The organism is Pseudomonas tehranensis, from assembly GCF_014268615.1.
Classification (GTDB): domain Bacteria; phylum Pseudomonadota; class Gammaproteobacteria; order Pseudomonadales; family Pseudomonadaceae; genus Aquipseudomonas; species Aquipseudomonas tehranensis.
In genome coordinates this window covers 1-26425 of record NZ_JABWQV010000048.1, presented here as the reverse complement: position 1 = coordinate 26425, position 26425 = coordinate 1, and the positions used below count along the sequence as shown (strand labels likewise).

Annotated in this window: 21 protein-coding genes; 3 read left to right on the top strand and 18 right to left on the bottom strand. The window is 59.7% G+C overall.

From position 1 onward, the window contains the following. Positions 1–79: 79 nt before the first annotated feature. The 4 genes from hldE to HU811_RS10770 form a co-directional block, all read right to left on the bottom strand. Positions 80–1501 carry a bifunctional D-glycero-beta-D-manno-heptose-7-phosphate kinase/D-glycero-beta-D-manno-heptose 1-phosphate adenylyltransferase HldE gene (hldE, locus tag HU811_RS10785; protein WP_092452427.1) on the bottom strand — a complete coding sequence of 474 codons (1422 nt, stop codon included), beginning with the start codon at positions 1499–1501 and terminating at the stop codon, positions 80–82. Between the two features lie 90 nt (positions 1502–1591). After that, entirely contained in the window at positions 1592–2179 is a 588-nt protein-coding gene (gene cysC, locus HU811_RS10780) for an adenylyl-sulfate kinase (protein WP_437179487.1), read from the bottom strand. A 107-nt stretch (positions 2180–2286) separates the two neighbouring features. Continuing rightward, entirely contained in the window at positions 2287–4092 is a 1806-nt protein-coding gene (gene msbA / locus HU811_RS10775) for a lipid A export permease/ATP-binding protein MsbA (RefSeq protein WP_092395684.1), read from the bottom strand. 15 nt (positions 4093–4107) lie between these two features. Beyond that, positions 4108–5280, bottom strand: coding sequence for an O-antigen ligase family protein (locus HU811_RS10770; RefSeq protein WP_186655788.1), 1173 nt, complete (start codon positions 5278–5280; stop codon positions 4108–4110). Between the two features lie 112 nt (positions 5281–5392). Here HU811_RS10770 and HU811_RS10765 point away from each other — a divergent pair, with 112 nt between their 5' ends. Then, positions 5393–5998, top strand: coding sequence for a BUD32 family EKC/KEOPS complex subunit (locus HU811_RS10765; protein ID WP_092395680.1), 606 nt, complete (start codon positions 5393–5395; stop codon positions 5996–5998). On the opposite strand, the gene HU811_RS10760 is transcribed toward HU811_RS10765, so the two are convergent. From HU811_RS10760 to glnE, 14 genes are all read right to left on the bottom strand, one after another. Beyond that, positions 5984–7087, bottom strand: a complete 1104-nt coding sequence (locus HU811_RS10760; protein WP_186655785.1) for a glycosyltransferase — start codon at positions 7085–7087, stop codon at positions 5984–5986. The two genes, HU811_RS10765 and HU811_RS10760, sit on opposite strands and share 15 nt — an antisense overlap. Before the next feature lie 48 nt (positions 7088–7135). Continuing rightward, positions 7136–7900: a glycosyltransferase family 2 protein gene (locus tag HU811_RS10755; protein ID WP_186655782.1), complete on the bottom strand. Its 765-nt coding sequence runs from the start codon at positions 7898–7900 to the stop codon at positions 7136–7138. A gap of 56 nt (positions 7901–7956) precedes the next feature. Further along, positions 7957–8913, bottom strand: coding sequence for a glycosyltransferase family protein (locus HU811_RS10750; RefSeq protein ID WP_186655780.1), 957 nt, complete (start codon positions 8911–8913; stop codon positions 7957–7959). Between the two features lie 55 nt (positions 8914–8968). After that, a complete protein-coding gene (locus tag HU811_RS10745; RefSeq protein WP_186655794.1) occupies positions 8969–10099 on the bottom strand; it encodes a glycosyltransferase in 1131 nt (376 codons plus the stop codon). Beyond that, positions 10083–11840, bottom strand: coding sequence for a carbamoyltransferase family protein (locus tag HU811_RS10740; RefSeq protein WP_047225903.1), 1758 nt, complete (start codon positions 11838–11840; stop codon positions 10083–10085). Before HU811_RS10740 ends, HU811_RS10745 begins: the two co-directional genes overlap by 17 nt. A gap of 238 nt (positions 11841–12078) precedes the next feature. Next, on the bottom strand, positions 12079–12951 hold the full coding sequence (locus HU811_RS10735) for a DUF3800 domain-containing protein (RefSeq protein ID WP_186655779.1): 873 nt from the start codon (positions 12949–12951) through the stop codon (positions 12079–12081). A gap of 11 nt (positions 12952–12962) precedes the next feature. Continuing rightward, positions 12963–14438, bottom strand: a complete 1476-nt coding sequence (locus HU811_RS10730) for a lipopolysaccharide kinase InaA family protein (protein ID WP_092395670.1) — start codon at positions 14436–14438, stop codon at positions 12963–12965. Then, positions 14438–15190 (bottom strand): lipopolysaccharide kinase InaA family protein, encoded by a 753-nt coding sequence (locus HU811_RS10725; RefSeq protein WP_186655776.1) that lies wholly within the window; start codon positions 15188–15190, stop codon positions 14438–14440. The genes HU811_RS10730 and HU811_RS10725 overlap by 1 nt, the downstream gene beginning before the upstream one ends. Continuing rightward, entirely contained in the window at positions 15187–15921 is a 735-nt protein-coding gene (locus tag HU811_RS10720; protein WP_186655773.1) for a lipopolysaccharide kinase InaA family protein, read from the bottom strand. The genes HU811_RS10725 and HU811_RS10720 overlap by 4 nt, the downstream gene beginning before the upstream one ends. Then, positions 15921–16727, bottom strand: a complete 807-nt coding sequence (gene rfaP / locus HU811_RS10715) for a lipopolysaccharide core heptose(I) kinase RfaP (protein ID WP_186655771.1) — start codon at positions 16725–16727, stop codon at positions 15921–15923. Before rfaP ends, HU811_RS10720 begins: the two co-directional genes overlap by 1 nt. Then, positions 16724–17848, bottom strand: a complete 1125-nt coding sequence (locus HU811_RS10710) for a glycosyltransferase family 4 protein (protein ID WP_186655769.1) — start codon at positions 17846–17848, stop codon at positions 16724–16726. Before HU811_RS10710 ends, rfaP begins: the two co-directional genes overlap by 4 nt. Then, positions 17848–18906, bottom strand: a complete 1059-nt coding sequence (waaC, locus tag HU811_RS10705) for a lipopolysaccharide heptosyltransferase I (protein WP_092395660.1) — start codon at positions 18904–18906, stop codon at positions 17848–17850. Before waaC ends, HU811_RS10710 begins: the two co-directional genes overlap by 1 nt. 1 nt (position 18907) lies before the next feature. Beyond that, positions 18908–19942 carry a lipopolysaccharide heptosyltransferase II gene (waaF, locus tag HU811_RS10700; RefSeq protein WP_186655767.1) on the bottom strand — a complete coding sequence of 345 codons (1035 nt, stop codon included), beginning with the start codon at positions 19940–19942 and terminating at the stop codon, positions 18908–18910. A gap of 343 nt (positions 19943–20285) precedes the next feature. After that, on the bottom strand, positions 20286–23225 hold the full coding sequence (gene glnE, locus HU811_RS10695) for a bifunctional [glutamate--ammonia ligase]-adenylyl-L-tyrosine phosphorylase/[glutamate--ammonia-ligase] adenylyltransferase (RefSeq protein WP_186655766.1): 2940 nt from the start codon (positions 23223–23225) through the stop codon (positions 20286–20288). 382 nt (positions 23226–23607) lie between these two features. Here glnE and aceE point away from each other — a divergent pair, with 382 nt between their 5' ends. Together aceE and HU811_RS10685 are read left to right on the top strand one after the other, a co-directional pair. Next, entirely contained in the window at positions 23608–26253 is a 2646-nt protein-coding gene (gene aceE / locus HU811_RS10690; RefSeq protein WP_047225912.1) for a pyruvate dehydrogenase (acetyl-transferring), homodimeric type, read from the top strand. Between the two features lie 11 nt (positions 26254–26264). Next, a partial coding sequence (locus tag HU811_RS10685; RefSeq protein ID WP_367616238.1) for a biotin/lipoyl-containing protein occupies positions 26265–26425 on the top strand: 161 nt, incomplete at its 3' end.

The following is a 26425-nucleotide window of genomic DNA, read 5'->3' as shown; positions in this document are numbered from 1 at the left end:
CAGCGGGAGCAAGCTCCCTCGCCACAAGAAAGCGTTCATCCATGGACTCACCCGACACCAAGCCCGGCGTGACATCCACTCAGTGATTGCGGATCTTTTCCACAATCGCCGTCGTCGAGCTGTTTTCCACCAGCCCCAACACCTTCACGGTGCCGCCGTAGGCCGCGACGATGTCCGCTCCCACGACCTGATCGATGCCGTAGTCACCGCCCTTGACCAGCACATCCGGCTTGACCTCGCGCAGCAGGTTTTCCGGCGTACCTTCGCTGAAGCTGATCACCCAGTCCACCGCACCAAGACCGGCCAACACCGCCATGCGCCGATCGACACTGTTGATCGGCCGACCCGGCCCCTTGAGGCGACTCACGGATGCATCGTCGTTGACCGCGACGATCAAGCGATCGCCCTGGGCCCTGGCCTGCTCGAGATAGGTCACGTGGCCGGCATGCAGGATGTCGAAGCAGCCGTTGGTGAACACGATTGTCTCGTTGTGAGCACGGGCGTCGTCGACGGCCAGCAGCAACTGCTCCAGCCCCAGCACGCCCCGCTCGGAACCCTCTTCGCGCTGGATCGCGCGACGTAGCTCAGGGGCACTGATGGCGGCGGTACCGAGCTTGCCGACGACAATACCCGCCGCCAGGTTCGCCAGGGCCACGGCATGGGGCAGGTCCTCGCCAGCGGCGATGGCCGCGGCCAGGGTGGAGATCACGGTATCGCCGGCACCGGTCACGTCGAACACTTCACGGGCACGAGCCGGCAGGTGCAGCGCCGGATGATCGGGACGCAGCAGGGTCATGCCATGCTCGCCACGGGTCACCAGCAAAGCGCCGAGGTCGAGGTCCTGCATCAGCTGTGCGCCTTTGCTCACCAGTTCATGCTCATCGGCGCAACCGCCGACGATGGTTTCAAACTCGCTGAGATTCGGCGTAATCACGCTCGCGCCGCGGTAGATCGAAAAATCCTTGCCCTTGGGGTCAGCCAGTACCGGAATGCCACGGGCACGAGCGGCCTGGATCAGCGCCTGATGGTTTTTCAACGCGCCTTTGCCGTAGTCCGACAACACCAGCACCTTGACGCCTTCGAGCAGGTTATCGACCTCAGCGCCGAGGGCCAGGGGATCGGTGGCGAACGGTTCTTCGAAATCGATCCGCAACAGTTGCTGGTGACGGCTCATGACCCGCAGCTTGACGATGGTCGGCTGGTGCGCAACGCGCTGGAATATCGCCCGCACGCCTGCGCCATTGAGGCTGTTGGTCAGGCTATCGGCGGCTTCGTCGTCACCGGTCACCCCCACCAGAGAGGCCGGTGCACCGAGGGCGGCGATGTTCAAGGCAACGTTGGCGGCACCACCGGGACGGTCCTCGATGTGCTCGACCTTGACCACCGGAACCGGCGCCTCAGGGGAAATCCGTGAGGTACCGCCATGCCAATAGCGGTCGAGCATGACATCGCCGACCACCAATACAGGGGCTTGATCGAATCGCGGCATGGACAACTTCATGGAGCATCCCACATACAAAATGAACAGGGCCGCGATATTAGCACAGGGTTGGCGAAGGCTCGTCCATGGCCCTCCTGACCTGCGCTTTTTTCATTCCTTTTGCAGCAGTGCCAAAAGTCGGCGAACGGCTTGGGCCAGTTCTACCTCGCTGGTATCGATCTCACAGTCGGGCGACAGCGGCGCTTCGTAGGGGCTGTCGAGCCCGGTAAAATTCTTGATCCGCCCAGCGCGCGCCTCCCGGTACAACCCCTTGGGATCACGTTGGGCGCAAACTTCAAAAGGCGTGCTTACATAAACCTCCAGGAAGACGCCCTGAGGGAACAACGCACGGGCCGCCTCCCGGTCCGCGCGAAACGGGGAGATTGCCGCCACTATCACGATCAGCCCGGCATCGACCATCAAGCGCGCCACTTCGCCAATCCGCCGGATGTTTTCCTTGCGCGCCTCGGCATCCATCCCCAGGTCACGGCACAACCCCTGGCGCAGGTTGTCGCCGTCGAGCAGGCAGGTGTGCAAGCCTTGCTGGTTGAGCTGCACCTCCAAAGCATTGCCCAGCGCAGACTTGCCCGCACCTGAAAGCCCAGTCAGCCAGATGCAACGCGGCCTCTGGGACTTGATCGCGGCCCGGTCCGCAGGGGCAACAGCCAGTGCGCAAGGGCGAATCTCTGACTTTGGCATCAACACCTTTGGCGCTTCACTCATAGCCGAGCATCTCGTAGTCACGTTGGTACACTTGCCGTACCAATGCCTGCAGGAGCGCAAGCTCCCACAGGTTTGAGCGGTACTCAGGCGATATCCTGAGTGGGAGCGTCCAGTCCCATGGCGTGAAGACGAGCATAGTAGCCATTCTGCGCCAACAGCTCGCTGTGGACACCGCGCTCGACAATTCGGCCCTGATCCATCACCAGAATCAGATCGGCCTTTTCGATGGTCGACAAACGATGAGCAATGACCAACGTAGTGCGACCTTTCATGACCTGATCCAGCGCGGCCTGGATATGCCGTTCGGATTCGGTGTCCAGGGCCGAGGTGGCCTCATCGAGAATCAGCAACGGTGCGTTCTTCAATAGGGCCCTGGCAATGGCCAGACGCTGACGCTGTCCGCCGGACAACAGCACGCCGTTTTCACCCACCTCGGTGTCCAGGCCCTTTGGCAGCTGGGCAATAAAGTCCATGGCGTAGGCGTCTTGAGCCGCCTTTTCAATATCGGCCCGTGGTGCGCCGGCCAGATCCCCGTAGGCGATATTGTTGGCCACCGTGTCGTTGAACAGTGTGACGTGCTGGGTGACCTGGGCGACATGTCGACGCAGGTTGCGCAGGCGATAGTCTTCTATTTCCACCTCGTCGAGAAAAATCTGCCCGACGTCATGGTGATAGAAGCGCGGGATGAGGCTCGCCAGCGTCGACTTACCGCTACCTGAACGCCCCACCAACGCAATCATCTGCCCGGGTGCGGCCGTGAAACTGATGTCCTTGAGCACCTCGCGATCAGCGCCAGGGTAGGTGAAACTCAGATTGCGAACCTCCAGACGGCCGCTGACGCGCTCCTTCTCGACCGTTCCCCTGTCGACTTCCGGCTCGACATCCAGTTGTTCAAAAATGCTTTCAGCACCGGCCACGCCTTTCTGGATGGTGGAGCTGACTTCCGAAAGCTGACGAATCGGCTTGGGCAACAAGCCCGCTGCCGTAATGTAGGCCACCAGATCTCCGGCCGTCGCATCGCCACGCAGAAAAAGCACCAGAAACATCAGAGCCGCCATGGCGGTGTAAATCACCAGTTGCAGCATGGGTGTATAGACAGCGCCGGTGCGAGTCATGCGCAGTTGTTTATCGGTGTTGCCCTGGCTGGCATTGGCAAAGCGCTGCTTTTCGTAGGCCTCGCCACCAAAACTGCGCACCACGCGGTAGCCCTGGATGGTCTCGGACGCTACATGCGTCACGTCGCCCATGGCCACCTGGATTTTTTTGCTTTGTTTGCGGAATTTTTTACTGGCGCTGCTCACCATTAATGCAATCAGAGGCAGGATCGCCAACATCACCAGCGTCAGCTTCCAGTTCATCCAGACGAGGTAAGCGAAGAGGAAGACCACGGTGAGGCCTTCACGAATCACCACCTTGATAGCATCGGTGGCGGCACCGGTCACCATGGTTACGTTAAAGGTGATTCGGGAAATCAGATGCCCGGAGTTGTGGGTATCGAAGTAGCGGTTGGGCAGCACCAGCAGCTTGTTGAACAGCTCGACTCGCAGGTCGTGCACCAGTCCCAGGGATACCCTGGCCAGGTAATAGTTTCCCAGAAACGACCCCAGGCCCTGCCAGGCGGCGATCAGAATGATCAGCAGCGGCACCGCCATCAGCAGTTTCAAGTCCTTGAGATACGGAACGGTGGGAAAGAGCACCGCATTGGGATTGCTCAGTCCATCGACAAAATATTTGAGAATCCCCGCCAACATGGGTTGGGTGGAAGCAAATATCACGAAGCCCAGGATACTCAGCAGGAAAATGCCAGCGTAGGGTTTGACGTATCCCAGCAAACGAAAATAGATCTTCAGGCTGGAATCCTGTTCCGTTTTGGGCGGTGCGTCACTCATTGTCGAGCTCACTGATTAAGAAGAACACGGAACTTTATCACAGGCGCCCGGCTTGCCCCGTGCCCAGACCAAAACCCCGGCCAAGCCGATCGGCAGCCAACTGATGAACCATTCCGCGCGCGGGGTTCCGGTCAGGCTCGCAGCGTCAAACTGCATCGCCAGGAACGAAAACACCCACATGCCCAGCACGCCTCGGCCCAGCAGGGTGTCCCGGGCCCGCCAGGCTTCGCGCAGCACCGCGAACCAGACAGTGCACCAAAGCAGGAGTCCCGGTAGCCCGAGCTGAATGGCAACGTGGCTGAAGAGGTTATGCGCATGATCAAAAGAGTGGCCTGGCGTCGCGACCCTGTAGTCAGCCGCCAATCCCAAGCCGCCCCACGGCCGCTCGGCGATCATATGCAGGCTCGACATTAAAATCTCGGGCCGATAGGACGCACCTCTGGCCATAACCAGCGGCTCAAGCAACCAAAAGGTCAGCATGGCCAGCACCAGCGTCATGGCGGCGATGACGCGCGTACGCTGGTCGGCGCAGTAAAGAGGCATTGCCAGCACGCTCAGCAACAAGGCCAGTGCCGCACCGCGACTCTGGGACATCACGACAAAGACACCCAGCACAGCCAACGCTAATGCCCAAAGTACCTGCAATCCGATCCGGCGCGGCACCCAGTGCAGCATCCAGACCGCCGCCAGCCCGATCACGTAGGTGCCCAGGATCGGATGGGAAAGCTTGCCCAGCCCCGCCAGGCGCGCCACCCACCTGCGCCCGTCAATGCCGTAGAAGTCGACAATGGAAACCAACGCTACGAGCGCCAGCCCCAGGCCACCCCACTGCATGATACGAATCACTCGCTCAGGCTGACCATTGGCAAGGATTGGGAAAAACAACAGGAACGCCAGGATATAGAGCAGTCGCTTGGCTTCGCGGCCCGGCTCCGATACCTCGGACCATAACAGTGTAATCAGCGCCCAGGCTGCCAACGCCAGAAGCGCCAGGTAAATCAACCGCTGGGCACGCCACACCTCCAACAGCCGATGGCGCGCTGACCAAGCGAAGATGATCACCGGCAACCAGAGAAACGCTATCAAGCCTTGCTGATAGACCTTGTTGGTCGGTGCCAGGGCTATCGCCATCAAAAACCATAACAAGCCAAAGGCCATCCACACCTGTGCCCAACGCGTCGCGTACATCTGTCGCTCCTAAACGGTCTACCAGCCAAAACCGGCATGGTTAAAACACAAACTTTTGGGCATCATGGCCCGCTACGGCACCGGTTCTTTTTTTCAACAAGGCTTTCCTACGATGCAATCCTCACGGCTTCCCCAAGCCGCTTTGAATCAATTGATTGAAGGCGCCAGTATTCTGGAGGCCGACGGCCACGGCCCGAAAGTCTATCTGTTGCAGGATGGGAATATCCTCAAATTGTTTCGCCTCAAGCGTTTTTTTTCTTCAGCCCTTTTACGGCCTTATTCAGCGCGGTTCATCAACAACGCGGTCCGATTGCAGGAACTCGGCGTGCCTACGCTCGAAGTGCTGGCCTTCTACAAACTGCAAAAACCCGGCATGACAGCCGTACTGTATCGACCGCTGCCAGGAAAAACCCTGCGTCAATTATCGAATCAGGAAAATTTCAGCTGGCAGCAGACCCTACCGACACTGGTCGAGCTGATCCGCAGCCTTCACGCTCGCGGCATCTACTTCCGCTCTCTGCACCTGGGTAACATCGTCGTCACTCCTGAGAACAAGCTGGGGCTGATCGATGTCGCTGACATGCGCTTTCTGCGCTCTCCACTGCCACGCCGCCTTGTGCGTCGCAACCTGCAGCATTTCGCTCGTTATATTGCCAGGGAGAACCTGAACGAGAGCTTTCCCATGCAAGCGCTGGAAAGCGCCTTACTGCCTGCCTGAGATCAAGTCCCGAGCGGTCTGACTGAAGCTTAGCCAAGCCTGCTCAGGACTCAGCGTCTGGTACTGGGCAAGCGCTACGGCGTCGGCTGGAACTTGTGAGGCCCGCGTAATCGCCTCACTCCATGCCACTTCGTCATTGGCCGGTGCGTACCAGCCGGTATCCCCCAACTGCTCGCGGAATACAGCGAGTTCGCTCGCCAGCACCGGGATGCCTGCCAGTATCGCTTCCTGAAGGATCAGGCCCAGCCCTTCGTCGAGTGACGGAATCAACACCCAATCAAACGCCTTGTAAAGCGTCGCGACATCCTCCAGATGCCCAGTCAACAAGACCTTGCCAACAAGATCCGGCTGGGCGATCCGAGCCTGGAGCGCATCGCGTCTCGGCCCTTCACCTACAATGACCAAGCGCCAATCGCCATGGCCCGACGCCGCTCGCGCGAACGCGTCCAACAAGCTGGCAAATCCCTTTTTACCCACCAACCGGCCGACGGCACCAAATACACGCCGATCTGCAGAGGACAAACCCAAACGAGCTCGAGCCTCCTCACGTGGCTTGAGTGAAGCCTGAAAAGCAACCGGATCGAACGCGCTGCGTAATGCAACGACCGGAAGGCCGAGTTCGTCCTGCAGCGACGTAGCCAAGGTCTCGGAGACAGCCGCCAGACTCAGGCGCGAAGCAGGAAACCCGCGCAGCAACTCACGGCTTGCAATGTGCAGGCGTGTCGCGCCGTGGAAGATCACCACCACACGGATCTGAGGCATGTCCTTGAGCACAGGTAAGAGAGTCCGGGCCACGCCCAGGCCATCGAGCAATACCACGCGGGCATCACTGTCGAGCAAAGCCTCCCGAAAACGGCTTCGCATCCAGGGTCTGAACAGGCGCCAGATGTGTCGCCCTTTGAGTCGGGCTGACGTCAGATTCCACTCATGCGCGGGCCCGACATCGACCTGACAGTCAGAAGCCGATCCCTGCAAAAGCCAGGTTTTTACGGGCATCCCGGGCTCGATTCGCGAAAGGATCTGATGATGGACCTTGTGTACCGAAGCAAACGGCAAACCGCCTGCCCACATAACATTGATAATGCTCATCAAGCAGCAAACCTTTTATCGCCGACCAGGATTCGTGCTTCGAGACATCTAATAGTTGATAAGCCAGCCAACGCAGACTCCGAGCAAAAGAACCAGAAAGAGCTTGATTTGCTCTCGGCGTCTGCGACGCGCTTTGCGCTGACGCTCGACAGGGACTTCGACATGGACGCCGAATCCGGTGTGCAAAACAGCATCCCCTTCCAGCGTGACTGCCGTCAAGTTCAGTTGCGCATAGCGAAGCGACAGTGCCTTCTCGCCACCATAGCCCGCAAACGGGGCACAGAGCTGATATTCCTTCAGACGTCGCAGGCCAGGATTGAGGGAAAAACTCTGCCACTCGGGCTTGTCAGATATGAGCGGATAACACGGTACACCACCGACCACCTCACGCTCGCCCAGGCGAATGTAAGGACTGTGTACACACAGGTCGTAAACATAGTTGCGCAGCCAGACCTGTAGGATCTCGGGACGCAATTCGAGAATCTTGCGCGAGTCCTCTACAAAGGCCGGGCGATAGAACTCCCAGTCGTCCTCACAATGAAAGATATAAGGGGTCTTCACATGCCCGTACGCCAAGTCGATAGACGCCAGTTGGCCCAACTTTGGTTGATTGACGAATACGGTGCAGCGATCCTTCCAATGCTCTGGAATAACTGCATATACACCCTCATCGCCGGCGTCCTCGGTAATGAAGACTTCACGTATCGGCGCGGTGTTGAAATGGTCGAAGCTCTCAAGGGTTCGCTTGAGCAGATCGAGCCGACCGCAACTGGTCACCACCAGGGTAATGTCACTTTCGTCGGAAAACTGCACCTGAAATACCACTTAGTCAAACGCCATCCGAACGCCAGATGGCTGAACGGTTCCCGTCAAACGCCCAGTTTCAGGCGCAATTTTTCCAGCAGACTCAACGGTGCACGAGGCCGCAAGGTCGGCTCCAGTGCCTCAACGATTTTCTGCCCAATGCGTGCGAAACTGAACTGCTCCAGCGCCAGTTCATGGCCGTTGCGCGCAATACGATGGGCCAGTTCGGGGTCAGCTCGCAGTCGGTAAAGCTTTTCCTGGAGCTGCGCAACGTCGCCATACAACACCACGTTATGCATGTCCTGCAACCCCAGCGCACGCGCTTCATCGACACCCTGATCGAAAGCCAGCAGCACACAACCACAGGCCATGGCTTCGAAATTCTTGATCATGAACTCGCCCATACCCACATCGGCGCTGACAAAAAAACGAATGCGGTTCAAGGTTTCGCAATACTCTTCCCCGGACTTGGTACGGGTTACCACCAGCGGTTCAACGCGTGCCAACTCATCCAGCAGTATCTTGCGCCCACTGTAGGCGGCACTGTTGGTGCTTCCTACAAAGGCCAGTTCGATATCCCGCTCGCGATGCTGATTTTGCAATAACGATTGATCGTAGCCTTTGGGTACGAACACCGCATCGAAACCTTCGGCGCGAAGACGTTGAGCAACCATGAAACCGGAGCTGATGACCCGCACCCATGGGAGGCGACGATAATGGGCACTGAACTTGCCAGTGTATTTGCACGCAATGTAGTTCTGATAGGCGTCGTGTTCCAGGATCACCAGATTAGGGATCGTGCGAATGAATGCTGCCTGGCGGATCTCCTGCTTGAAGCGCAGGAAAAATACGATCCGGTCGTAACGCGATACGTCCACGTGACGCCGGAAATACCCTCGCAAGTTACGCTGCTCCTTGCTGTCGAGCCAGCGCAGGTCACACTCGCAATGGGCTGCCACGCCTTCATAGAGGCGGTCCAAGATGGCCCGCTGCTCTTTCTGGACCAAAAATAAAACTTTCATCGTCTTCCTTGCGGCACCGAACGACTTGATAAATAACGGGAAGTCTTACTGCGCATCAGGTCCTGGGCGCCAGTTCGGCGACCAGGGGCAAACGCCAGAAAGCCTCACGAGCAGCCCGATCGGAAAAGCGCTCACGCAAGCGATCAAGCATCAGTTCTGCACACCTGCGACGCTGCAACTCGTCCATGGCCGCCAAGTGCTGCAGGCCCTGCGCCATATGTTCGGCATCGCCTAGCGGAAACAAAATGCCGACACCCTCTACCACTTCCTTTGCTCCACCGCAGGCGGTGGCCAGTAGCGGCACACCAGCGGCCATGGCTTCGAGCAGCACCATGCCGAACGGCTCATGGTCAGAACTCAGAGCAAATACATCAAAGGCGCTAAAATAGCGACGCGCTTCAGGCACCTGACCGAGGAACAGCACACGGTCGGCAATGCCCAATTCCAGCGCCAGTTCCTTAAGGTCCTGTTCCAGACGCCCCTTGCCGAGAATCACCAACTGGCTATTGGCGGGCAAATACTCCAGCGCCAGGGCAAAACCTCGCAACAGCGTGGCCTGGTCCTTGTCAGGGTGCAGACGGCCAACATTGCCGACAATCCAGGCCTGAGCATCCAACCCCAGGCTATGCCGCGCTTCGTCCCGGGACACCAGGCCAGCCTGCACGGTTTCCAGGTCGATACGGTTGTAGAGGGTCTGGATCCGGCTAGCCGGCCATTTAGGCAAGTGACAGCGAATGTCGTCACGCACTGCATCGGAAACGCCAAGCAGGCTCAGGCGTTTGCGGAAAAACTGGACGAACACCCGTCGGGTCAACCGCTGATAGTCCCCCAACGCATGATGCACTCCGATCACCGGCAGGCCGGTAGCGAGCAAGGTGATATAGATCGGCTTAAAGCGATGGGCGATGCAAAAACTGAAGTTTCGCGAGGCGACAATCTTTCTCAAATCGCTGATTGCACCCAGCTTCAGGCCTCTGATCGCACTGGAGCTGTACTCCATGAACAGCACCTCGTCAGAGGCGCAACCGGCGGCCACTTCCGTATCGGCCGCCCCGGTGAGAAACACCGTCGTCACGCGATAGCCAGTGCCTGCGAACAGACTGGCATATTGACGGGCGCAGTCGAGGAACGGCCCATCGTAACCGTGACAGAACTGCAATACGTGCCGCTCAGCCGAACGTGTCATAGGCATCCACGCCGTCTTTGACCACCAGAATATCCTCCATGATCAGGTATTGCAGGTCTGAGCCAAAGAACATGTTCAGTGCGTCGGTGGGCGAGCAGATCATCGGTTCGCCACGGCGGTTGAGTGAGGTGTTTAGGGACACGCCATTGCCGGTCAGGACTTCCAGCGCTTTCATCATGTCGTAGTAGCGCGGGTTGTATTCGCGCTTGAGTACCTGGGCCCGGGATGTGCCGTCTTCGTGGACGACTTCCGGCACGCGGGTTTTCCACTCTTCGGCCACTTCGAAAGTGAACGTCATGAACGGCGCAGGGTGATCAACCTTGATCATCTGCGGTGCAACCGTGTCGAGCATCGACGGGCAGAAAGGCCTCCAGCGCTCGCGGAACTTGATCTGTTCGTTGATGCGATCGGCCACGCCGCTGGCGCTCGGGCAACCGATGATCGAGCGACCGCCCAAGGCACGCGGGCCAAACTCCATGCGCCCCTGGAACCAGGCCACCGGGTTGCCGTCGACCATGATCTTGGCAATGCGCTCAGGGGTGTTGTCGATCTTGCGCCACGCAGGCTTGCTCGGATGGCGGGCGCAGGCGGCGATGACGTCTTCGTTGCTGTAGGCCGGGCCGAGGTAGACGTGTTCCATCTTCTCCACCGGCACGCCACGGGCGTGGGACACATAAGCTGCCGCCCCCACGGCGGTGCCGGCGTCGCCGGAAGCCGGTTGCACGAACAGTTCCTTGACGTCGTCACGGGCGATGATTTTCTGGTTCAGCTTGACGTTCAACGCACAGCCACCGGCGAACGCCAGCTTGCCGGTCTCCTTGAGCACGTCGCCCAGATAGTGGTCGATCATCTGCAGCGCGAGCTTTTCGAACAGCGCCTGCATGCTGGCCGCGTAGTGGATGTACGGCTCGTCGGCGATGTCGCCTTCCCGTTTCGGGCCGAGCCACTCGATCAACTTCGGCGAGAAGTAGAAACCCTTGCCCTTCTCTTTATAGCGACGCAGGCCGATCACGTTGGCGTAGTCGGTATTGATCACCAGCTCGCCGTTTTCGAACGAGGCCAGGCGCGAGAAGTCGTACTTGCTGGCATCGCCGTAAGGCGCCATGCCCATGACCTTGAATTCACCGTCGAGCATTTCAAAGCCCAGGAACTCGGTGATCGCGCCGTACAGGCCGCCAAGGGAATCCGGGTCGAAGAATTCCTTGATCTTGTGGATCTTGCCGTTTTCGCCGTAGCCGAAGAAGGTCGTGGCGTATTCGCCCTTGCCGTCGATGCCCAGGATCGCGGTTTTCTCCTGAAATCCGGAGCAGTGGTAGGCACTGGAGGCGTGGGCCAGGTGGTGCTCGACCGGCTCGATCTTGATTTTTTTCGGATCAAAACCCAGTTGCTCCAGGCACCAGACGATCTTGCGGCGATAACGCTTATAACGACGGTTGCCCATCAGGATCGCATCGAGGGCGCGATCCGGGGCGTACCAGTAACGCTTGGCGTAGTGCCAGCGCGCCTCGCCGAACAAGCTGATTGGCGCAAACGGAATCGCCACCACATCGACGTCGGACGGCTTGATACCGGCCTGCTCCAGACAGAACTTCGCCGATTCATAGGGCATGCGGTTCTTTGCATGTTTATCGCGTACGAAGCGCTCTTCCTCGGCCGCCGCGATCAGCTTGCCGTCGATATACAGCGCTGCGGAAGGATCATGGCTAAGGGCGCCGGACAGGCCAAGAATCGTCAATGCCACAGGGGTCTAGCCTCTTAATGTCTGCATGCGAGGCGACAAACGCCTCGAAAAAAGATGTGCCGCACGCCGGAGCGCGGGGCAGCTAAAGGGCGGGATTATAGCTTAAAAGCAGCGGCAAGCCTCTAGCTGCAAACGGCAGGCCCTTGGGGGAGTGTTCATTGACAGCTAATGGCTACCAACCTAGACTTCGCGCAAATGGACTGGGGGATCCCGGTCGGCGTCTAAGCCTCGGTGAGTTTCACCGGGGCTTTTCGCTTTCTGGAAGCGGGAATATCTTCAACCCCCAATTTTCAAAACCTTCCCCTACCTTGTCACGCCCGCCGCTGCAGTAGAACTTGCGCTTGAGCACATCAAAAGCCCGGTTTTCCTGTCCTGCACGTAGGACACTCATACCAATAGGTCTCGCAACGAGATCTGCCAGCTGCAGGCCAGTAGAGTTAACCTGTTTAGTCGCAAAGACAGTATCAAATGGAAGCTGAATACCCATACGGTTAGCGCCGTCGCACATGCGACGAAACTCCAATTCAAGCTCGTCATCTTCTTTCTTTCCTCTGCGCTCGACAATCACATGAGTTAACGCATCCTGTTGGGTCTTCTCTTTCAGAAACTCATAAAGTGTTTCCAGACAGAACCCCAAAGCAACGTGGTATGGGTTATCTGCACCGCCTTGTTTATCACGCAGCCTCGCTTTATCGATCACGCAACTGATCAGGATAAAATTGCTCGCCTCAATAATGCTGGTCAGCTCGTCAAGAAATGCGTGCTTGTGCTGCCTGGATAAAAACAGACTCGAGAATGCGCCTTTTTCCTTGCGGATCTCCAGCTCATGCAGTCCGACCAGATCATGCCCCATATGATTAAACTTAAATTTCTGCAAGGCAGGGATGACCTTCTCGCAATAATGGCGCTTATGAAAAACGCAAAAAGCGAGTACGAACATCGGGTAGTTGGGATCCAGTGACTGCATCCCATGATCGCCACTTTCATCCACGTACACGATAAAGTCGCTGAATTTTCCATCCGGCGGCGTCGGCTTATGCTGACCGCCAGGCTTGTCGGCTTCAGTCTCAAAAAGTGAAAATTGCTGAGCCGACGCGGGGTAATCTGGCATACCGTCACGTCTCATTTTTCAAGGGGTATTGAGCACAAACCAGACCCCGATGCATCTTTGGGCACCCGCTGATCAATCACCCGATACAACGCACTGTCCTGCGGCCAGTTGCGCATGAACCGCGCGCGATCCCGGGCATAGGCTGGGGTAAAGCTGGAGAGGCTGCGGTGCTGGCACATGGAATCCAGGTCGATCAGCGCCCAGCGATCGTCCTGCCAGAGCAGGTTGTGGCCCTTGAAGTCGCCATGACTGATGCGTTCGCGGATCAGGCCGGCGAACAACCGGTCCAGCGCCTGCAACTCTGGCTCGGGAGCGGCGCCGCTTTCGACGTAAGGGGCCAGGCGCTCAATGATGTCAGGCCCTGGCAGGTGCTCGGTCACCAGGTAGGCGCCGCGGCGCAGCCACAGAAAACGCTTTTCCAGCAATGCCAGCGGCTTGGGTGTGGCGATACCGAGGAACGTCAGGCGATGACCTTCGCGCCAGGCATGCCACGCGCGACTCGGACGCCAGAAGCGCTTGAGCCAGTGGGCGAAATTTTTGATGTTATAGCGCTTGATCAGCACGGAGCGCCCGTTCACATCGACTTTACCCACGCTCGCCGACCCACCGGTCTTGTACAAGTGACCTTGGTCAAGCAAGGCATCGGCCTGCTCCAGCACTGGCGCCATGACCGCCTCTTCATCACGACGAATCGCCCGCAGACCGAATGGACCACGCTGAACGCTGAACAGACTGCACTCACGCCCGACTTTTTCCAGAAAGTCATTCAGGCGCCAGGCGTATACCTTGTCGATCTGTTTTTGCAGCGCCTCCATGGGCAATGCGTGCTCGGCGTTGCCCAGCAGATAATGCACCAACAACTCTTCGTTGAAAGGCTCGAGGGATTTGGGCAACTGGGCGAAAAACACTCCCAGGTTTTCCAGCACTTTGTTGCGCGACAACGGGTGACCCGGCGTTTCTGCGCGGATGCCGGCGCCGTCGATCAAGTAGAGTTTGCCGCCGTGGCGCAGCAGATTGTCCAGGTGCAGATCTTCCTGCCACAGGCCTTTGCTGTGCAGTTGTGCAATCGCTCCCAACGCCTCGGCCAGTACCGCCGTTTGTTCGTCGGCGAGCAATGGCAGGCCCTCGACCTGTTTCCAGGCGTCCCCAAGGCTTTCGGCCCCCTCGAGCAATTCGAACAGCAGCCAGCCACCCTCGCCTTCTTTCAGGCCATCGGCTAGCAACAGCGGCGTAGTCAGCCCCTGCTCGGCCAGCAGCCGCACGCCTTGCAGTTCGCGGTGAAAGTGCCTGCCCGCTTTGCTGCCGACCAGCAACTTGGCCAACACCGGACGGCCGCGCCAGACGCCAGCACCGACGTAGCGCTGTCCCGGCAACACACGCAACAGGGAGAGCAGCTGCAATTGCGCCGGGCCGGCGGCGTCCGCCAGCTCCAGGCTCAAAGGCAGGCTGGGGCTGCGGCCGGCGTTCTTCAATTCGGATAAATGCATCAACGAGCCTCCTTATGGCTGCGCCGGGCGGTCAGACGGGTCATCCAGCGGTCAACCAGTGCACTCTTGAGCGGTTGATCCAGGTAGGTGCAGAGCATCTGACGCACATCGTCGTCACTCCAGACTCGCGCGCGCCGCAGCAAGGGCTCCAGGTCCTTGATTCGATCCCGCTGACCGAACAATAGCGGCCGGGTCTTTTCGAGGTCGATCAACTGCGCCTGATAGCCACTGGCGGTGGCTTGCAGAAAAATGTGCTTGGGGTAGAAGCAACCATGGACCTGACGCATGCCATGCAGGCGTCGCGCCAACTTCCCGCAAGCCTGCAGGACGGTGGCGCGTTGCGTCGCCGCCAGGCTCGACCAGCGTTGCAGCAATGAATCCAGATCATCCCAACCGTCCAGGGCACGCGTCAGCAGAATCGCCCGCACCTCCCCGCCCACATCGCGCTGACCATAGAACACCGCTTGCAGGGCCGGAATCCCCAGTTGGCGGTAACGGCTGATGTTGCGAAACTCCCGGGAAAAGCTGGGCTCGCCGAAGGGGTGGGACCACGTCCTGGTCAGGTAATTACTCTGGCGCTTGAGGTAATAACCCCGCCCTTCCAGTTCCAGCCGGAAGACACTGCTCCAACCGCCACCCGCGGTGTTGGGTTCATCCACCGCATCCAATTGCAGCTCCCAAAGGGCTTCGAAGCTATCCAGGCCGTGGCGTTGCAACAATGACTGGTCTTCAGTCGCCAGAAAATCAGTCATTCACGCCCCTCGAAAAATCTCACTACGTGACGGATGCGCTTCTTGTCACACGCATCGAGCCGGTTACGCTGGCGATACTGCAGGTAAAAACGCAGGCGCTGAGTGGCCGACAAATGATACTTGGCTACCTTGTCCAGGCACGCCAGGTCTTTGGTGATGCGATACTTGAGCCAGAAGCCGCGCCAGAAATCACCGTTGGGACAATCGATAAAAAACAGCCGTGACTGCTCGTCGATCAGCAAGTTGCGCCATTTCAGGTCGTTATGGGTGAAGCGATTTTCGTGCATGGTCCGGGTATAGCCAGCCAGTTGCCGACTCACCCCGTCAACCCAGGCACGATTGGCCAGCCTCGGATCGTGACGACTGGCCAATGCCGAGAGATCTTCGGTGCCAGGCAGTTCGCGCGTGATCATCGCGCCACGGTCATAGGCTGCGCCACGTCTCTCCAGCCCCCAGGCCACGACTTCGGCGGTGGGAATGCCCCACTTGGCAAAGCGCTTGAGGTTCTGCCATTCGGACTTGACCCGGGGTTTACCCAAGTATCGCCGCAGCCCCTTGCCGGCCCCGGTGTAGCGTTTGACATAGTAATTCACGCCGTTGCGCTGTACCCGAATCACCTCGGACAGCGGGTCCCGCGTCAAACGCTCGCCCTCCAGGGCGAACACTGCATCAAGACTGCCGAAATCCTCTGCCAGCTCAGCGTAGGAAGGCTCCAGTACCCAACCCGACATCAGAGCGCGCCCCCGTACCGCAGCTTGCGCGCGTAAAGCCTGTTGGCTTTGCCTTCGAGCCAGGTCAGCAGCGAAGCTTCTTCGGCCAGGATCCGCCTTAGCGGCTGCTGGAAATAACCCTTGAGGAAACGCAATTTGTCACGACGGGTCAGACCGATGTCCAGTGCAGAGAAATACAGCGCCGCCAGGTCCTTGTTGCGCCAACGAAGGGGGATGGTGGGGCGGATCTGCGCACGGTGCAGGTCGATCACAGAAAGTTTGAAATCCGTGGCGGTCACGGGCTTATCGGTGTGCAGCAGAAAGTGGCAGATATAGCAGTCGCGATGGTTGACCCCGGCCCGGTGCATCATGCCGGTCATGCGCGCCACTTCGGCAATCAGGGCTCGCTTGAGCTTCGGCGGTGGCGGCTGCTTGACCCAGTCCATGCTGAGATCTTCGAGACTGACGGTCGGCGCCAGCTCTTCGGTGACGATGAACGAATGCTGGTCGGCCGGGTTGCTGCCTTTCTCTCCATACGCCACCGCGGTCATGGTCGGCACACCGACTTGCTGCAAGCGCTGAATGGCTTTCCATTCCTGTCCCGCGCCCAGTACCGGCAACTTGGCGGTCAGCAGGTTCTTGAAGATCTCGCGCCAACCGATGCCACGGTGGATTTTCACGAAAAAGCCACGCCCATCCACCTCCGTGCGCAAGGTGCGCCGGGCTTCCAGTTCGCGATAGACCTCGCCCTTGAGCGCCTCGACTTCGGCGAACGCATCGCGTCCGGCCCAAAGGCTCTTGAACGGTTCGGCCAGCATCAATTTCATTGTGCGTGCTCCGCCAATATCACATCGGCCGCGTGCTGCGGCATGCTGTAGAGGTCGGCCGTCTCGGCGAAGGCCAGACCGTTGCGGCTCCAGGCCGCGCGTGCGTCGGCGTCACCCAACATCCGCCCCAGGTACTCGGTGAGCTGCGTCTGCTCGAACGGCTCGTCCAGCACCAGGCCACTGTCGGCCTCGGCGATGTAATGGGCGTATCCACACACCGCGCTGACCAGCACCGGCAAGCCGGCCACCAGCGCTTCAAGCAGTACGGTGCCGGTGTTCTCGTTGTACGCCGGGTGAATCAACAGGTCGGCGCCCAGCAGGAAACGCGGAATGTCGCTGCGCCCCTTGAGGAAGCGTACGTTGTCACCAAGCCCCAACGCGGCGCTCTGCAATTGGAATACTTTGGGGTCGTCCTGGCCGATTACAAACAGGCGGGTGCGTTTTTTAAGCTGCGAAGGTAGCGCGGCCAGGGCCTTGAGGCTGCGATCCACGCCCTTGGTCTTGAACCCGGAACCGATCTGCACCAGCAGCAGATCATCATCGGCCAGTTCAAATTCGGCACGAAACGCGGCGCGAACCTCATCGGCGTCGGCGGGCCGGCGACGATCCTGGGCGATGCCCGGTGGCAGCAGGTGAAAGCGCTTCAGCGGCGTGTCGTAGTGTTTGATGAACAAAGGCTGTTGCACTTCGGAAATCATCAGTATTTCGGTCTTGGCATCCTTGGCGAATACCGCTCGCTCGTACTCGGAAAAGTGGCGGTAACGCCCCCAACGCCGGTACAGCGAATTGCGCAGGTTCTGCGCCTTGTCTTCAAAGCAGCCGTCAGCGGCGTAATACACGTCCAGGCCGGGCATTTTGTTGAAGCCGATCAAACGGTCGACCGGACGCTTGGCCAGGTCTTTTTCCATCCACGCACTGAGTTTCTCATTGCGACGGTGGTTGAACAGCGCCTTGACCGGCGCCACCAGCACTTCGAAGCCCGGCGGGACGTCACCTTCCCAGATCAGCGTGTAGACGCGGATCTGGTGACCGCGCCGCTGGCACTCCAGGGCGATGCGCATGAAGTCACGCTGCAGGCCGCCGAAAGGGAAGTATTTATAAAGGACAAAAGCCAATTGCATCAGCGCGGCTCCTCAGCCAATAACGTGCTCAAGTGGCTGGCAACACGCTCGGGATTCAGACGCGTGAAGCACAGGGGCTGCTCGCGTTTCAGGTCAAACCGACGGGCATCTTCGGCGGTCGGCGGGTAAGTACATTGTTTCTGCATGCAGGGCGCGCAAGGGAAATCACTGGCGAGGTGAATTTGCCCCTTGCCATAGGCACCCGTCAGCACCGGGTTAGTGGGGCCGAGCAGTGAAATGGTCGGCACATCCAGGGCAGCGGCCAGATGGCCCAGGCCTGTGTCCACGGCCACACAGGCCTGCGCGCCGGCCAGCACCTTGCCCATCCCGCCCAGATTCAGTTTTGGCAGTACCAGGGCGTTGCGCATGCCATTGGCGATCCGCTCGGCCCGGGCTTTCTCCAGCGGGCTGCCCCATGGCAGCTTCACCACGACGCCGAACTGGCCCATGCGCTCAACGAGTTGACGCCAGTAGAGCTCAGGCCAGTGCTTGGATTCCCAAGTCGTGCCATGCAGGAACACCACGTAGGGGTAGCTGCGCGGCAATTCAACCAGGCGGTCGACATTCAGGCCGTAGCTGCCCATGGTTTTGGGCAGGTCATAACCCAGTGCCACGGCAAACAACTGGCGCACGCGCTCTACCGCATGCTGACCGCGAGCCACGGCCAGGCGACGGGAATAGAATCGCGCGGCCAAAGGTTCGCGAGCCGAGTGCTGATCCAGGCCAGCCACCGGAGCTTTGACGTAGCGAGTCAGCCAAGCGCTTTTCAGCAGACCTTGGGCGTCGATCACCAGATCGTACTTCTTGGCACGCACGCTTTGCTTGAAACGTCGCCACTCGCCGCTTTTGATGGTTTGCCAGAGGTTCTTGCGCCAGCGACGAATCGCCACCGGGATGACGGTATCCACCGCCGGGTGCCAGGTGGGAATTTCGGCAAAGCCTTCTTCCACCACCCAGTCGAACCTGATGCCGGGAATCGCCCGCGCCGCGTCGGTCAGCGCCGGCAGGGTGTGAACCACATCCCCCAGCGAAGAGGTCTTGATCAGCAATACCCGCAAGTTACTGAACCTCCACCGGTGCGCCCTGCAAACGCCCCAGGGCATCGTTCACCGACGGCGGCATGAGCTGGCGCAGGCAGTTGTAATGACCGAAGCGGCAGGTGCGATCGAAGCACGGGCTGCATTCGATGCCCAGGCGTACGACTTCGACTTTTTCGGCCAGCGGCGGCGTAAAGCCCGGCGAGGTGGAACCGTACACTGCCACCAGTGGCCGGTTCAGGGCGGCGGCCACATGCATCAGGCCGGAGTCGTTGGACACCACCGAGTCGGCGCAGGACAACAGGTCGATGGCTTCGGCCAGGGAAGTATCGCCGCTGAGATTCACCGACTCCTCCCGCAGGCCCGGGATCAGGCGCGAGCGGATGTCCTCGCCCACCGAATGATCGTTTTTCGAACCGAACAACCAGACCTGCCAGCCTTCGCGAATCTTCGTCTCGGCGACCTGGGCGTAATGCTCCGCCGGCCAGCGCTTGGACTCACCGAATTCGGCGCCTGGGCAGAGAGCCAGCACTGGGCGGTCCAGGCTCAGACCGAACTTGGCCAGCGCCGCTTCGCGGGTCACCGAGTCGATCGCAAGGCTTGGGCGCGGATACGGCTTGGGCAACTCGGCACCCGGCTCGTAGGCCAGGGCCATGAAGCGTTCGATCATCAGCGGGTAGCGCTCTTTATCCAGCGTGCGCACGTCATTGAGCAAGCCGTAACGGAACTCGCCGCGCCAGCCGGTGCGTTTGGGGATACTGGCGAAGAACGGCACCAGTGCCGATTTCAACGAATTGGGCAACAGAATCGCCTGGTCGTACTGACCGGCCAGGGACTTGCCGATGCGTCGACGGGTCGCCAGCTCCAGCACACCGTGGCCGAGCGGGAAGCTCAAGGCCTTGCGCACCTGGGGCATGCGTTCAAGAATCGGCCGGCTCCACTCGGGGGCCAACACGTCGATTTCGCACTGCGGGTGACGCTGCTTGAGGCACTGGAACAGTGTCTGCGCCATCACCATGTCACCGACCCAACTGGGCCCTACAATCAGAATATTCATGTGGCTTCCAAAAACGATGCGGGGAGGCCTACGCCTCCCCGCCTCGACAATCACTGTGGCTTAGGACGCTGCCTGTTGCCGTCACTCTACAACACACCGCCAATCCAAACCTGTGGGAGCGGGCTTGCTCGCGAAGGGGCCGTCACATCCAGCATCCCTATTGCCTGACACTCCGCTTTCGCGAGCAAGCCCGCTCCCACAGGGGAAAATCATCTGCTTCAAGTGTGCAGCACCACAAATCCATTGTGGGAGCGAGCCTGCTCGCGATGGGGCCATCACATCCAACATCAATGTCGCCTGAGACTCCGCCTTCGCGAGCAAGCCCGCTCCCACATTTAAATCTTCAGCTCAGCCCCAGCTCACGCCAGATCCGCAGCACCTGCTGGCGCTCTTCCACAAACTGGTCGCCTGCAATCACCCCGGCGTCTTTCTGTAGGGCCTCGCGGTGGGCGGCGGAGCGGTAGGCTTTGTAGGCCTCGCGCAGCAGGGTAGCGTCTTCGGCCGGCATCAGCCCGACCTCCTGCAACCCTTCCAGAATGCGGATGTTATCGGTATAGCGCAGAAGCGATGGGTGCTCCTCGGACCACGCCAGGGCCGCGTATTGCACCATAAATTCAATGTCGACGATACCTCCGGCATCCTGCTTGAGGTCGAACGGCGCCGTGGCTTCGAAGGCATTCGCTGCGGTTCCGGCAGCGGTGGCCTTGCTGCCGAGGTTATCGCGCATCTTGGCGCGCATCTCGCTGACCTCCTGGCGCAACGTCGACAAATCACGCTTGCGCCCCAGCACCTGAGCACGAACTTTCTCGAACGCCTGACCCACGTCCTGGCTGCCCACCAGCACGCGGGCCCGCACCAAGGCCTGATGCTCCCAGGTCCAGGCCTCGTTCTCCTGATAACGTGCAAAAGCCCCGAGGGAGCTGACCAGCAACCCCGACGCCCCGGACGGCCGCAAGCGCATGTCCACTTCGTAGAGCTGTCCGGAGTTGGTCTGGGCCGTCAGCAAATGGATGATTCGCTGGCCGAGCCGGGTAAAGAACTGCGCGCCGTCGATAGGTTTCGGGCCATCGGTTTCCGCCTGCGGATCGCCATCGTGGATGAACACCAGATCCAGGTCGGAACCATGCCCCAACTCCAGACCGCCGACTTTCCCATAACCGACAATGATAAAGCCCGGATCGCACAGGCTGCCGTCAGTGCGCAGTGGCACGCCATACTTGGCCACGGTCTGACGCCAGGCCAGGGCCAGCACTTGTTCAAGAATGGCCTCGGCCAGCCAGGTCAGGTAATCGCTGACCTTCATCAACGGCAGGCTGCCGGCAATTTCCGAGGCGGCCACCCGCAAACGGTGCGCCAGCTTGAAATGCCGCAGGGCTTCCATTTGCTGCTCGAGGTCATCTTCGGGGATGCGTGTCAGGCGCTCACGCAACTCTGCCGCCAGCTCCGGCGCCAGGGGCGGCTTGAACAGGCGTCCCTCGTTGAGTAATTCATCGAGCAACAGTGGAAAGCGGGTGATCTGCTCGGCAATCCACGGGCTCGCCGCGCACAACGTCAGCAGACGTCGCAGGGCGCCGGGATTTTCCGTCAGCAGCACCAGATAGGCCGATCGGCGCGCCACGGCTTCCACCAGCGGCAATACGCGCTCAAGCACCAGGTCCGGGTTGGCATGCTCCACCGCCTGGGCCAGCAGGCGCGGAATGAACGCATCCAGACGCTCGCGCCCCAAACGCTGCATGGCACGCAACTGCGCACTGCCGCGCAGGGCGGCCAGGGCTTTGAGCGCCTTGGGGGCATCGACGAAGCCGCCCTCCTCCAGTTGACGACACGCCGCCTCTTCATCCTGGCTGTCTTCCCACAGCGGCAACCATTCGCCGCCCACCGTTACTTCGCTTTCTCCGTCCTGCTCTTCATCCGGGTCGGCGATGACCTGGCCGAAGTGCCAGGCTACGCGACCGCGCCAGTACATCAATTGCTCATGGAAGGCCGCCCAGTCGGCAAAACCCAGCATGAACGCAATGCGCGCCTGGTCCTGCGCAGTGTCCGGCAGCATCTGGGTCTGACGGTCGGCGATGGCCTGGATCGCGTGTTCGGTGTAACGCAAAAACTCATAACCCTGGCGCAGCTCGTCGACCACCTTGGCCGGCAGATAACCCTGGCCTTCCAGGGTCGCCAGTACTTTCAACAGCGGACGCTGCTGCAAACTCAAGTCACGACCGCCATGGATCAACTGGAACGCCTGGGCAATGAACTCCACCTCGCGGATGCCGCCCGAACCCAGCTTGATGTTGTCGGCCATACCCTTGCGCCGCACTTCCTGCTGGATCAACTGCTTCATGGTGCGCAGCGCTTCGATGGCAGAAAAGTCCAGGTAACGGCGATAAACGAACGGGCGCAGCATGTCGAGCAGTTGCGCGCCGGCCACCTGGTCTCCCGCCACCACCCGCGCCTTGATCATCGCGTAGCGTTCCCAGTCACGACCCTGGTCCTGATAATACTGCTCCAGCGCGTTGAAACTCAGCACCAGCGCTCCGGCCGAACCATAAGGGCGCAGACGCATGTCGACACGGAATACGAAGCCGTCGACGGTCATCGGATCCAGGGCCTTGATCAGGCGCTGCCCCACACGAATGAAAAACTCCTGGTTATCCAGTGCCCGCTTGGCGCCAACGGTCTCGCCGCCCTCGGGGTAGGCGAAAATCAGATCGATGTCCGACGACAGGTTCAGTTCCACCGCGCCAAGCTTGCCCATGCCCAGGATGACCATGTGCTGCGGTTCACCGCTGCGCCGTCCGGTAGGCGTACCGAATTGCTGACTATGGCGCTGGTACAGCCATTGATAGGCCTGGTCGATGCAGGTATCGGCCATGTCGGAGAGATCGCGACAGGTCTGGACCAGGTCGGCCTGGCGGGTCAGGTCGCGCCAGATGATCCGCACCTGTTGGCGGGTGCGCTGGCGACGCAGGACGCGGCCCAGTTCGTCTTCAGTCTCGGCGGCCTGGACGGCGGCGCCAATCTGAGCGCACATTTCGCCGGGCGCCAGGTGGCGGTCCAGTTCACCGCTGCGCACCAGCTCCAGCAGCATCGAGGGGTCACGAACACTCTGCTCGATAAAAAAATCACTGGCGGCGGCGACACGGTTGAACTCGCTCCAGCGTTCGGGCGCCCAGGTGGACAGCCCGTGATCGTCGTCCAGGGAAGCGACCACCGCACGGAACGACTGCTCGGCACGACTGACCAATGACTGGAGAATGGCCGGAACTTCGGTAAGCGAGGGCAGGCTCATGGTCTATCCTTGATCGGCGCGGGGAAGGCTGGATGTAGTGTTTTTTCAGATGACACTACCTGATCGACTGTCGAACAAAGATGATAAATAGCTGAAAATCTGATTTTATTGGCAGCCGACATCAAGTTTTTACCTGTACGAGTTGGCTAACGACCAACAGTAACGATTATTCTCACAACGAAACGAGGGGCCACAAGCCGCTCATGTGTAGTTTTACTACTCGTCTATACATTCGAAAGGCTGAAACGGCCGACGATTTGTAGTAAAACTACACGCCGCCGAAACAACCTTCGGCAATCCAAGAATTTATACCGTCTGCCCACAAGGCCAGTCGCAAACTCAGGCAACCGATTCTGGTAGCCTTTCCGCCCTGGAGCAAGCCATGCAAGACCTCGATCCCGTCGAAACCCAGGAATGGCTGGACGCCCTGGAATCGGTTCTCGACAAAGAAGGCGAAGACCGTGCTCACTATCTGATGACCCGTATGGGCGAACTCGCAACCCGCAGCGGTTCGCAATTGCCTTACGCCATCACCACGCCATACCGCAACACAATCCCCGTTACCCACGAAGCACGCATGCCCGGCGACCTGTTCATGGAACGCCGCATTCGCTCGCTGGTACGCTGGAACGCGATGGCCATGGTGATGCGTACGAACCTGAAAGATTCTGACCTGGGCGGTCACATCTCCAGCTTCGCCTCCAGCGCAACCTTGTACGACATCGGCTTCAACTATTTCTTCCAGGCCCCGACCGACGAACACGGCGGCGACCTGATCTACTTCCAGGGCCACACCTCGCCAGGCGTTTACGCCCGTGCATTCATGGAAGGCCGCATCAGCGAAGAGCAGATGAACAACTTCCGCCAGGAAGTGGATGGTCAGGGCCTGTCGTCCTATCCGCACCCTTGGCTGATGCCGGACTTCTGGCAGTTCCCGACCGTATCCATGGGTCTGGGCCCGATTCAGGCCATCTACCAGGCGCGTTTCATGAAGTACCTGGAAGCCCGTGGCTTCATTCCCGAAGGCAAGCAGAAAGTCTGGTGCTTCCTGGGCGACGGCGAGTGCGACGAGCCGGAATCCCTGGGCGCCATCTCTCTGGCCGGCCGCGAGAAGCTGGACAACCTGATCTTCGTCATCAACTGCAACCTGCAGCGCCTCGACGGCCCGGTTCGCGGCAACGGCAAGATCATCCAGGAACTCGAAGGCGTGTTCCGCGGCGCCCAGTGGAACGTGACCAAGGTCATCTGGGGCCGTTTCTGGGACCCACTGCTGGCCAAGGACGTCGACGGCATCCTGCAACGCCGCATGGACGAAGTCATCGACGGCGAATACCAGAATTACAAGGCCAAGGACGGCGCGTTCGTCCGTGAGCACTTCTTCAACACGCCTGAACTCAAGGCAATGGTTGCCGATCTGTCCGACGACGAGATCTGGAAGCTCAACCGTGGCGGCCACGACCCGTACAAGGTCTACGCGGCGTACCACGAAGCGGTCAACCACAAGGAACAACCGACCGTCATCCTGGCCAAGACCATCAAGGGTTATGGCACCGGTGCCGGCGAAGCGAAAAACACTGCGCACAACACCAAGAAAGTCGACGTCGACAGCCTGAAGTTGTTCCGCGACCGCTTCGACATCCCGGTCAAGGACGAGGAACTGGAAAACCTGCCGTTCTTCAAGCCGGAGCCCAACAGCGCCGAAGCCCGCTACCTGAGCGAGCGTCGCACCGCACTGGGTGGTTTCGTGCCCCAGCGCCGCGCCCAGAGCTTCAGCGTGCCGACCCCATCGCTCGATACCCTCAAGGCCATCCTTGACGGCTCGGGCGACCGTGAGATTTCCACCACCATGGCCTTCGTGCGAATCCTCGCGCAATTGGTCAAGGACAAGGAAATCGGCCCGCGCATCGTACCGATCATCCCGGACGAAGCCCGTACCTTCGGCATGGAAGGCATGTTCCGTCAGTTGGGCATCTACTCCTCCGTCGGCCAGCTCTACGAGCCAGTCGATAAAGACCAGGTGATGTTCTACAAGGAAGACAAGAAGGGCCAGATCCTCGAAGAAGGCATCAACGAAGCGGGCGCCATGAGCTCGTTCATCGCAGCCGGTACTTCGTACTCCAGCCACAACCAGCCGATGCTGCCGTTCTACATCTTCTACTCGATGTTCGGCTTCCAGCGTATCGGCGACCTGGCCTGGGCCGCTGGCGACAGCCGGACCCGTGGTTTCCTGATCGGCGGCACCGCCGGCAGAACCACGCTCAACGGCGAAGGCCTGCAACACGAAGACGGTCACAGCCACATCCTGGCTGCCACCATCCCGAACTGCCGCACCTTTGATCCAACCTACGGCTACGAGCTGGCGGTGATCATCCAGGACGGCATGAAGAAGATGACCGAAGAGCAGCAGGACGTTTTCTACTACATCACCGTGATGAACGAATCCTACCAGCAGCCAGCCATGCCGGCCGGCGTGGAGGAAGGCATCATCAAGGGCATGTACCTGCTCGAAGAAGATACCCGCGAAGCGGCGCACCACGTCCAACTGATGGGCTCCGGCACCATCCTGCGCGAAGTGCGTGAAGCAGCGAAGATCCTGCGTGAAGAGTTCAACGTCGGCGCTGACGTGTGGAGCGTCACCAGCTTCAACGAACTGCGTCGCGACGGCCTGGCCGTAGAGCGCAGCAACCGTCTGCACCCAGGCCAGAAGCCGAAACTGAGCTACGTCGAAGAATGCCTGAACGGCCGCAAAGGTCCGGTCATCGCCTCGACCGACTACATGAAACTGTTCGCCGAGCAGATCCGCCAGTGGGTTCCTTCCAAGGAATTCAAGGTGCTGGGCACCGACGGTTTCGGCCGTAGCGACAGCCGCAAGAAGCTGCGTCACTTCTTCGAAGTCGACCGTAAGTTCGTTGTGTTGGCAGCCCTGGAAGCCCTGGCTGACCGTGGCGATATCGAACCCAAGGTGGTGGCCGAGGCCATCGTCAAGTTCGGCATCGATCCGGAAAAACGCAACCCACTGGACTGCTGAGGAGAATTTTTGTGAGCGAACTCATTCGCGTACCTGACATCGGCAGCGGTGAAGGTGAAGTCATTGAACTGTTTGTGAAGGTCGGTGACCGTATCGAAGCCGAGCAGAGCATCCTGACGCTTGAATCGGACAAGGCCAGCATGGAAGTGCCTGCGCCGAAGGCCGGTATCGT

Bases quoted from the DNA above. Each gene is read 5' to 3' on its own strand.
- hldE (WP_092452427.1), bottom strand. From the start codon at position 1,501: ATGAAGTTGTCCATGCCGCGATTCGATCAAGCCCCTGTATTGGTGGTC.
- cysC (WP_437179487.1), bottom strand. From the start codon at position 2,179: ATGCCAAAGTCAGAGATTCGCCCTTGCGCACTGGCTGTTGCCCCTGCG.
- msbA (WP_092395684.1), bottom strand. From the start codon at position 4,092: ATGAGTGACGCACCGCCCAAAACGGAACAGGATTCCAGCCTGAAGATC.
- HU811_RS10770 (WP_186655788.1), bottom strand. From the start codon at position 5,280: ATGTACGCGACGCGTTGGGCACAGGTGTGGATGGCCTTTGGCTTGTTA.
- HU811_RS10765 (WP_092395680.1), top strand. From the start codon at position 5,393: ATGCAATCCTCACGGCTTCCCCAAGCCGCTTTGAATCAATTGATTGAA.
- HU811_RS10760 (WP_186655785.1), bottom strand. From the start codon at position 7,087: ATGAGCATTATCAATGTTATGTGGGCAGGCGGTTTGCCGTTTGCTTCG.
- HU811_RS10750 (WP_186655780.1), bottom strand. From the start codon at position 8,913: ATGAAAGTTTTATTTTTGGTCCAGAAAGAGCAGCGGGCCATCTTGGAC.
- HU811_RS10745 (WP_186655794.1), bottom strand. From the start codon at position 10,099: ATGACACGTTCGGCTGAGCGGCACGTATTGCAGTTCTGTCACGGTTAC.
- HU811_RS10735 (WP_186655779.1), bottom strand. From the start codon at position 12,951: ATGCCAGATTACCCCGCGTCGGCTCAGCAATTTTCACTTTTTGAGACT.
- HU811_RS10730 (WP_092395670.1), bottom strand. From the start codon at position 14,438: ATGCATTTATCCGAATTGAAGAACGCCGGCCGCAGCCCCAGCCTGCCT.
- HU811_RS10725 (WP_186655776.1), bottom strand. From the start codon at position 15,190: ATGACTGATTTTCTGGCGACTGAAGACCAGTCATTGTTGCAACGCCAC.
- HU811_RS10720 (WP_186655773.1), bottom strand. From the start codon at position 15,921: ATGTCGGGTTGGGTACTGGAGCCTTCCTACGCTGAGCTGGCAGAGGAT.
- rfaP (WP_186655771.1), bottom strand. From the start codon at position 16,727: ATGAAATTGATGCTGGCCGAACCGTTCAAGAGCCTTTGGGCCGGACGC.
- HU811_RS10710 (WP_186655769.1), bottom strand. From the start codon at position 17,848: ATGCAATTGGCTTTTGTCCTTTATAAATACTTCCCTTTCGGCGGCCTG.
- waaF (WP_186655767.1), bottom strand. From the start codon at position 19,942: ATGAATATTCTGATTGTAGGGCCCAGTTGGGTCGGTGACATGGTGATG.
- glnE (WP_186655766.1), bottom strand. From the start codon at position 23,225: ATGAGCCTGCCCTCGCTTACCGAAGTTCCGGCCATTCTCCAGTCATTG.
- aceE (WP_047225912.1), top strand. From the start codon at position 23,608: ATGCAAGACCTCGATCCCGTCGAAACCCAGGAATGGCTGGACGCCCTG.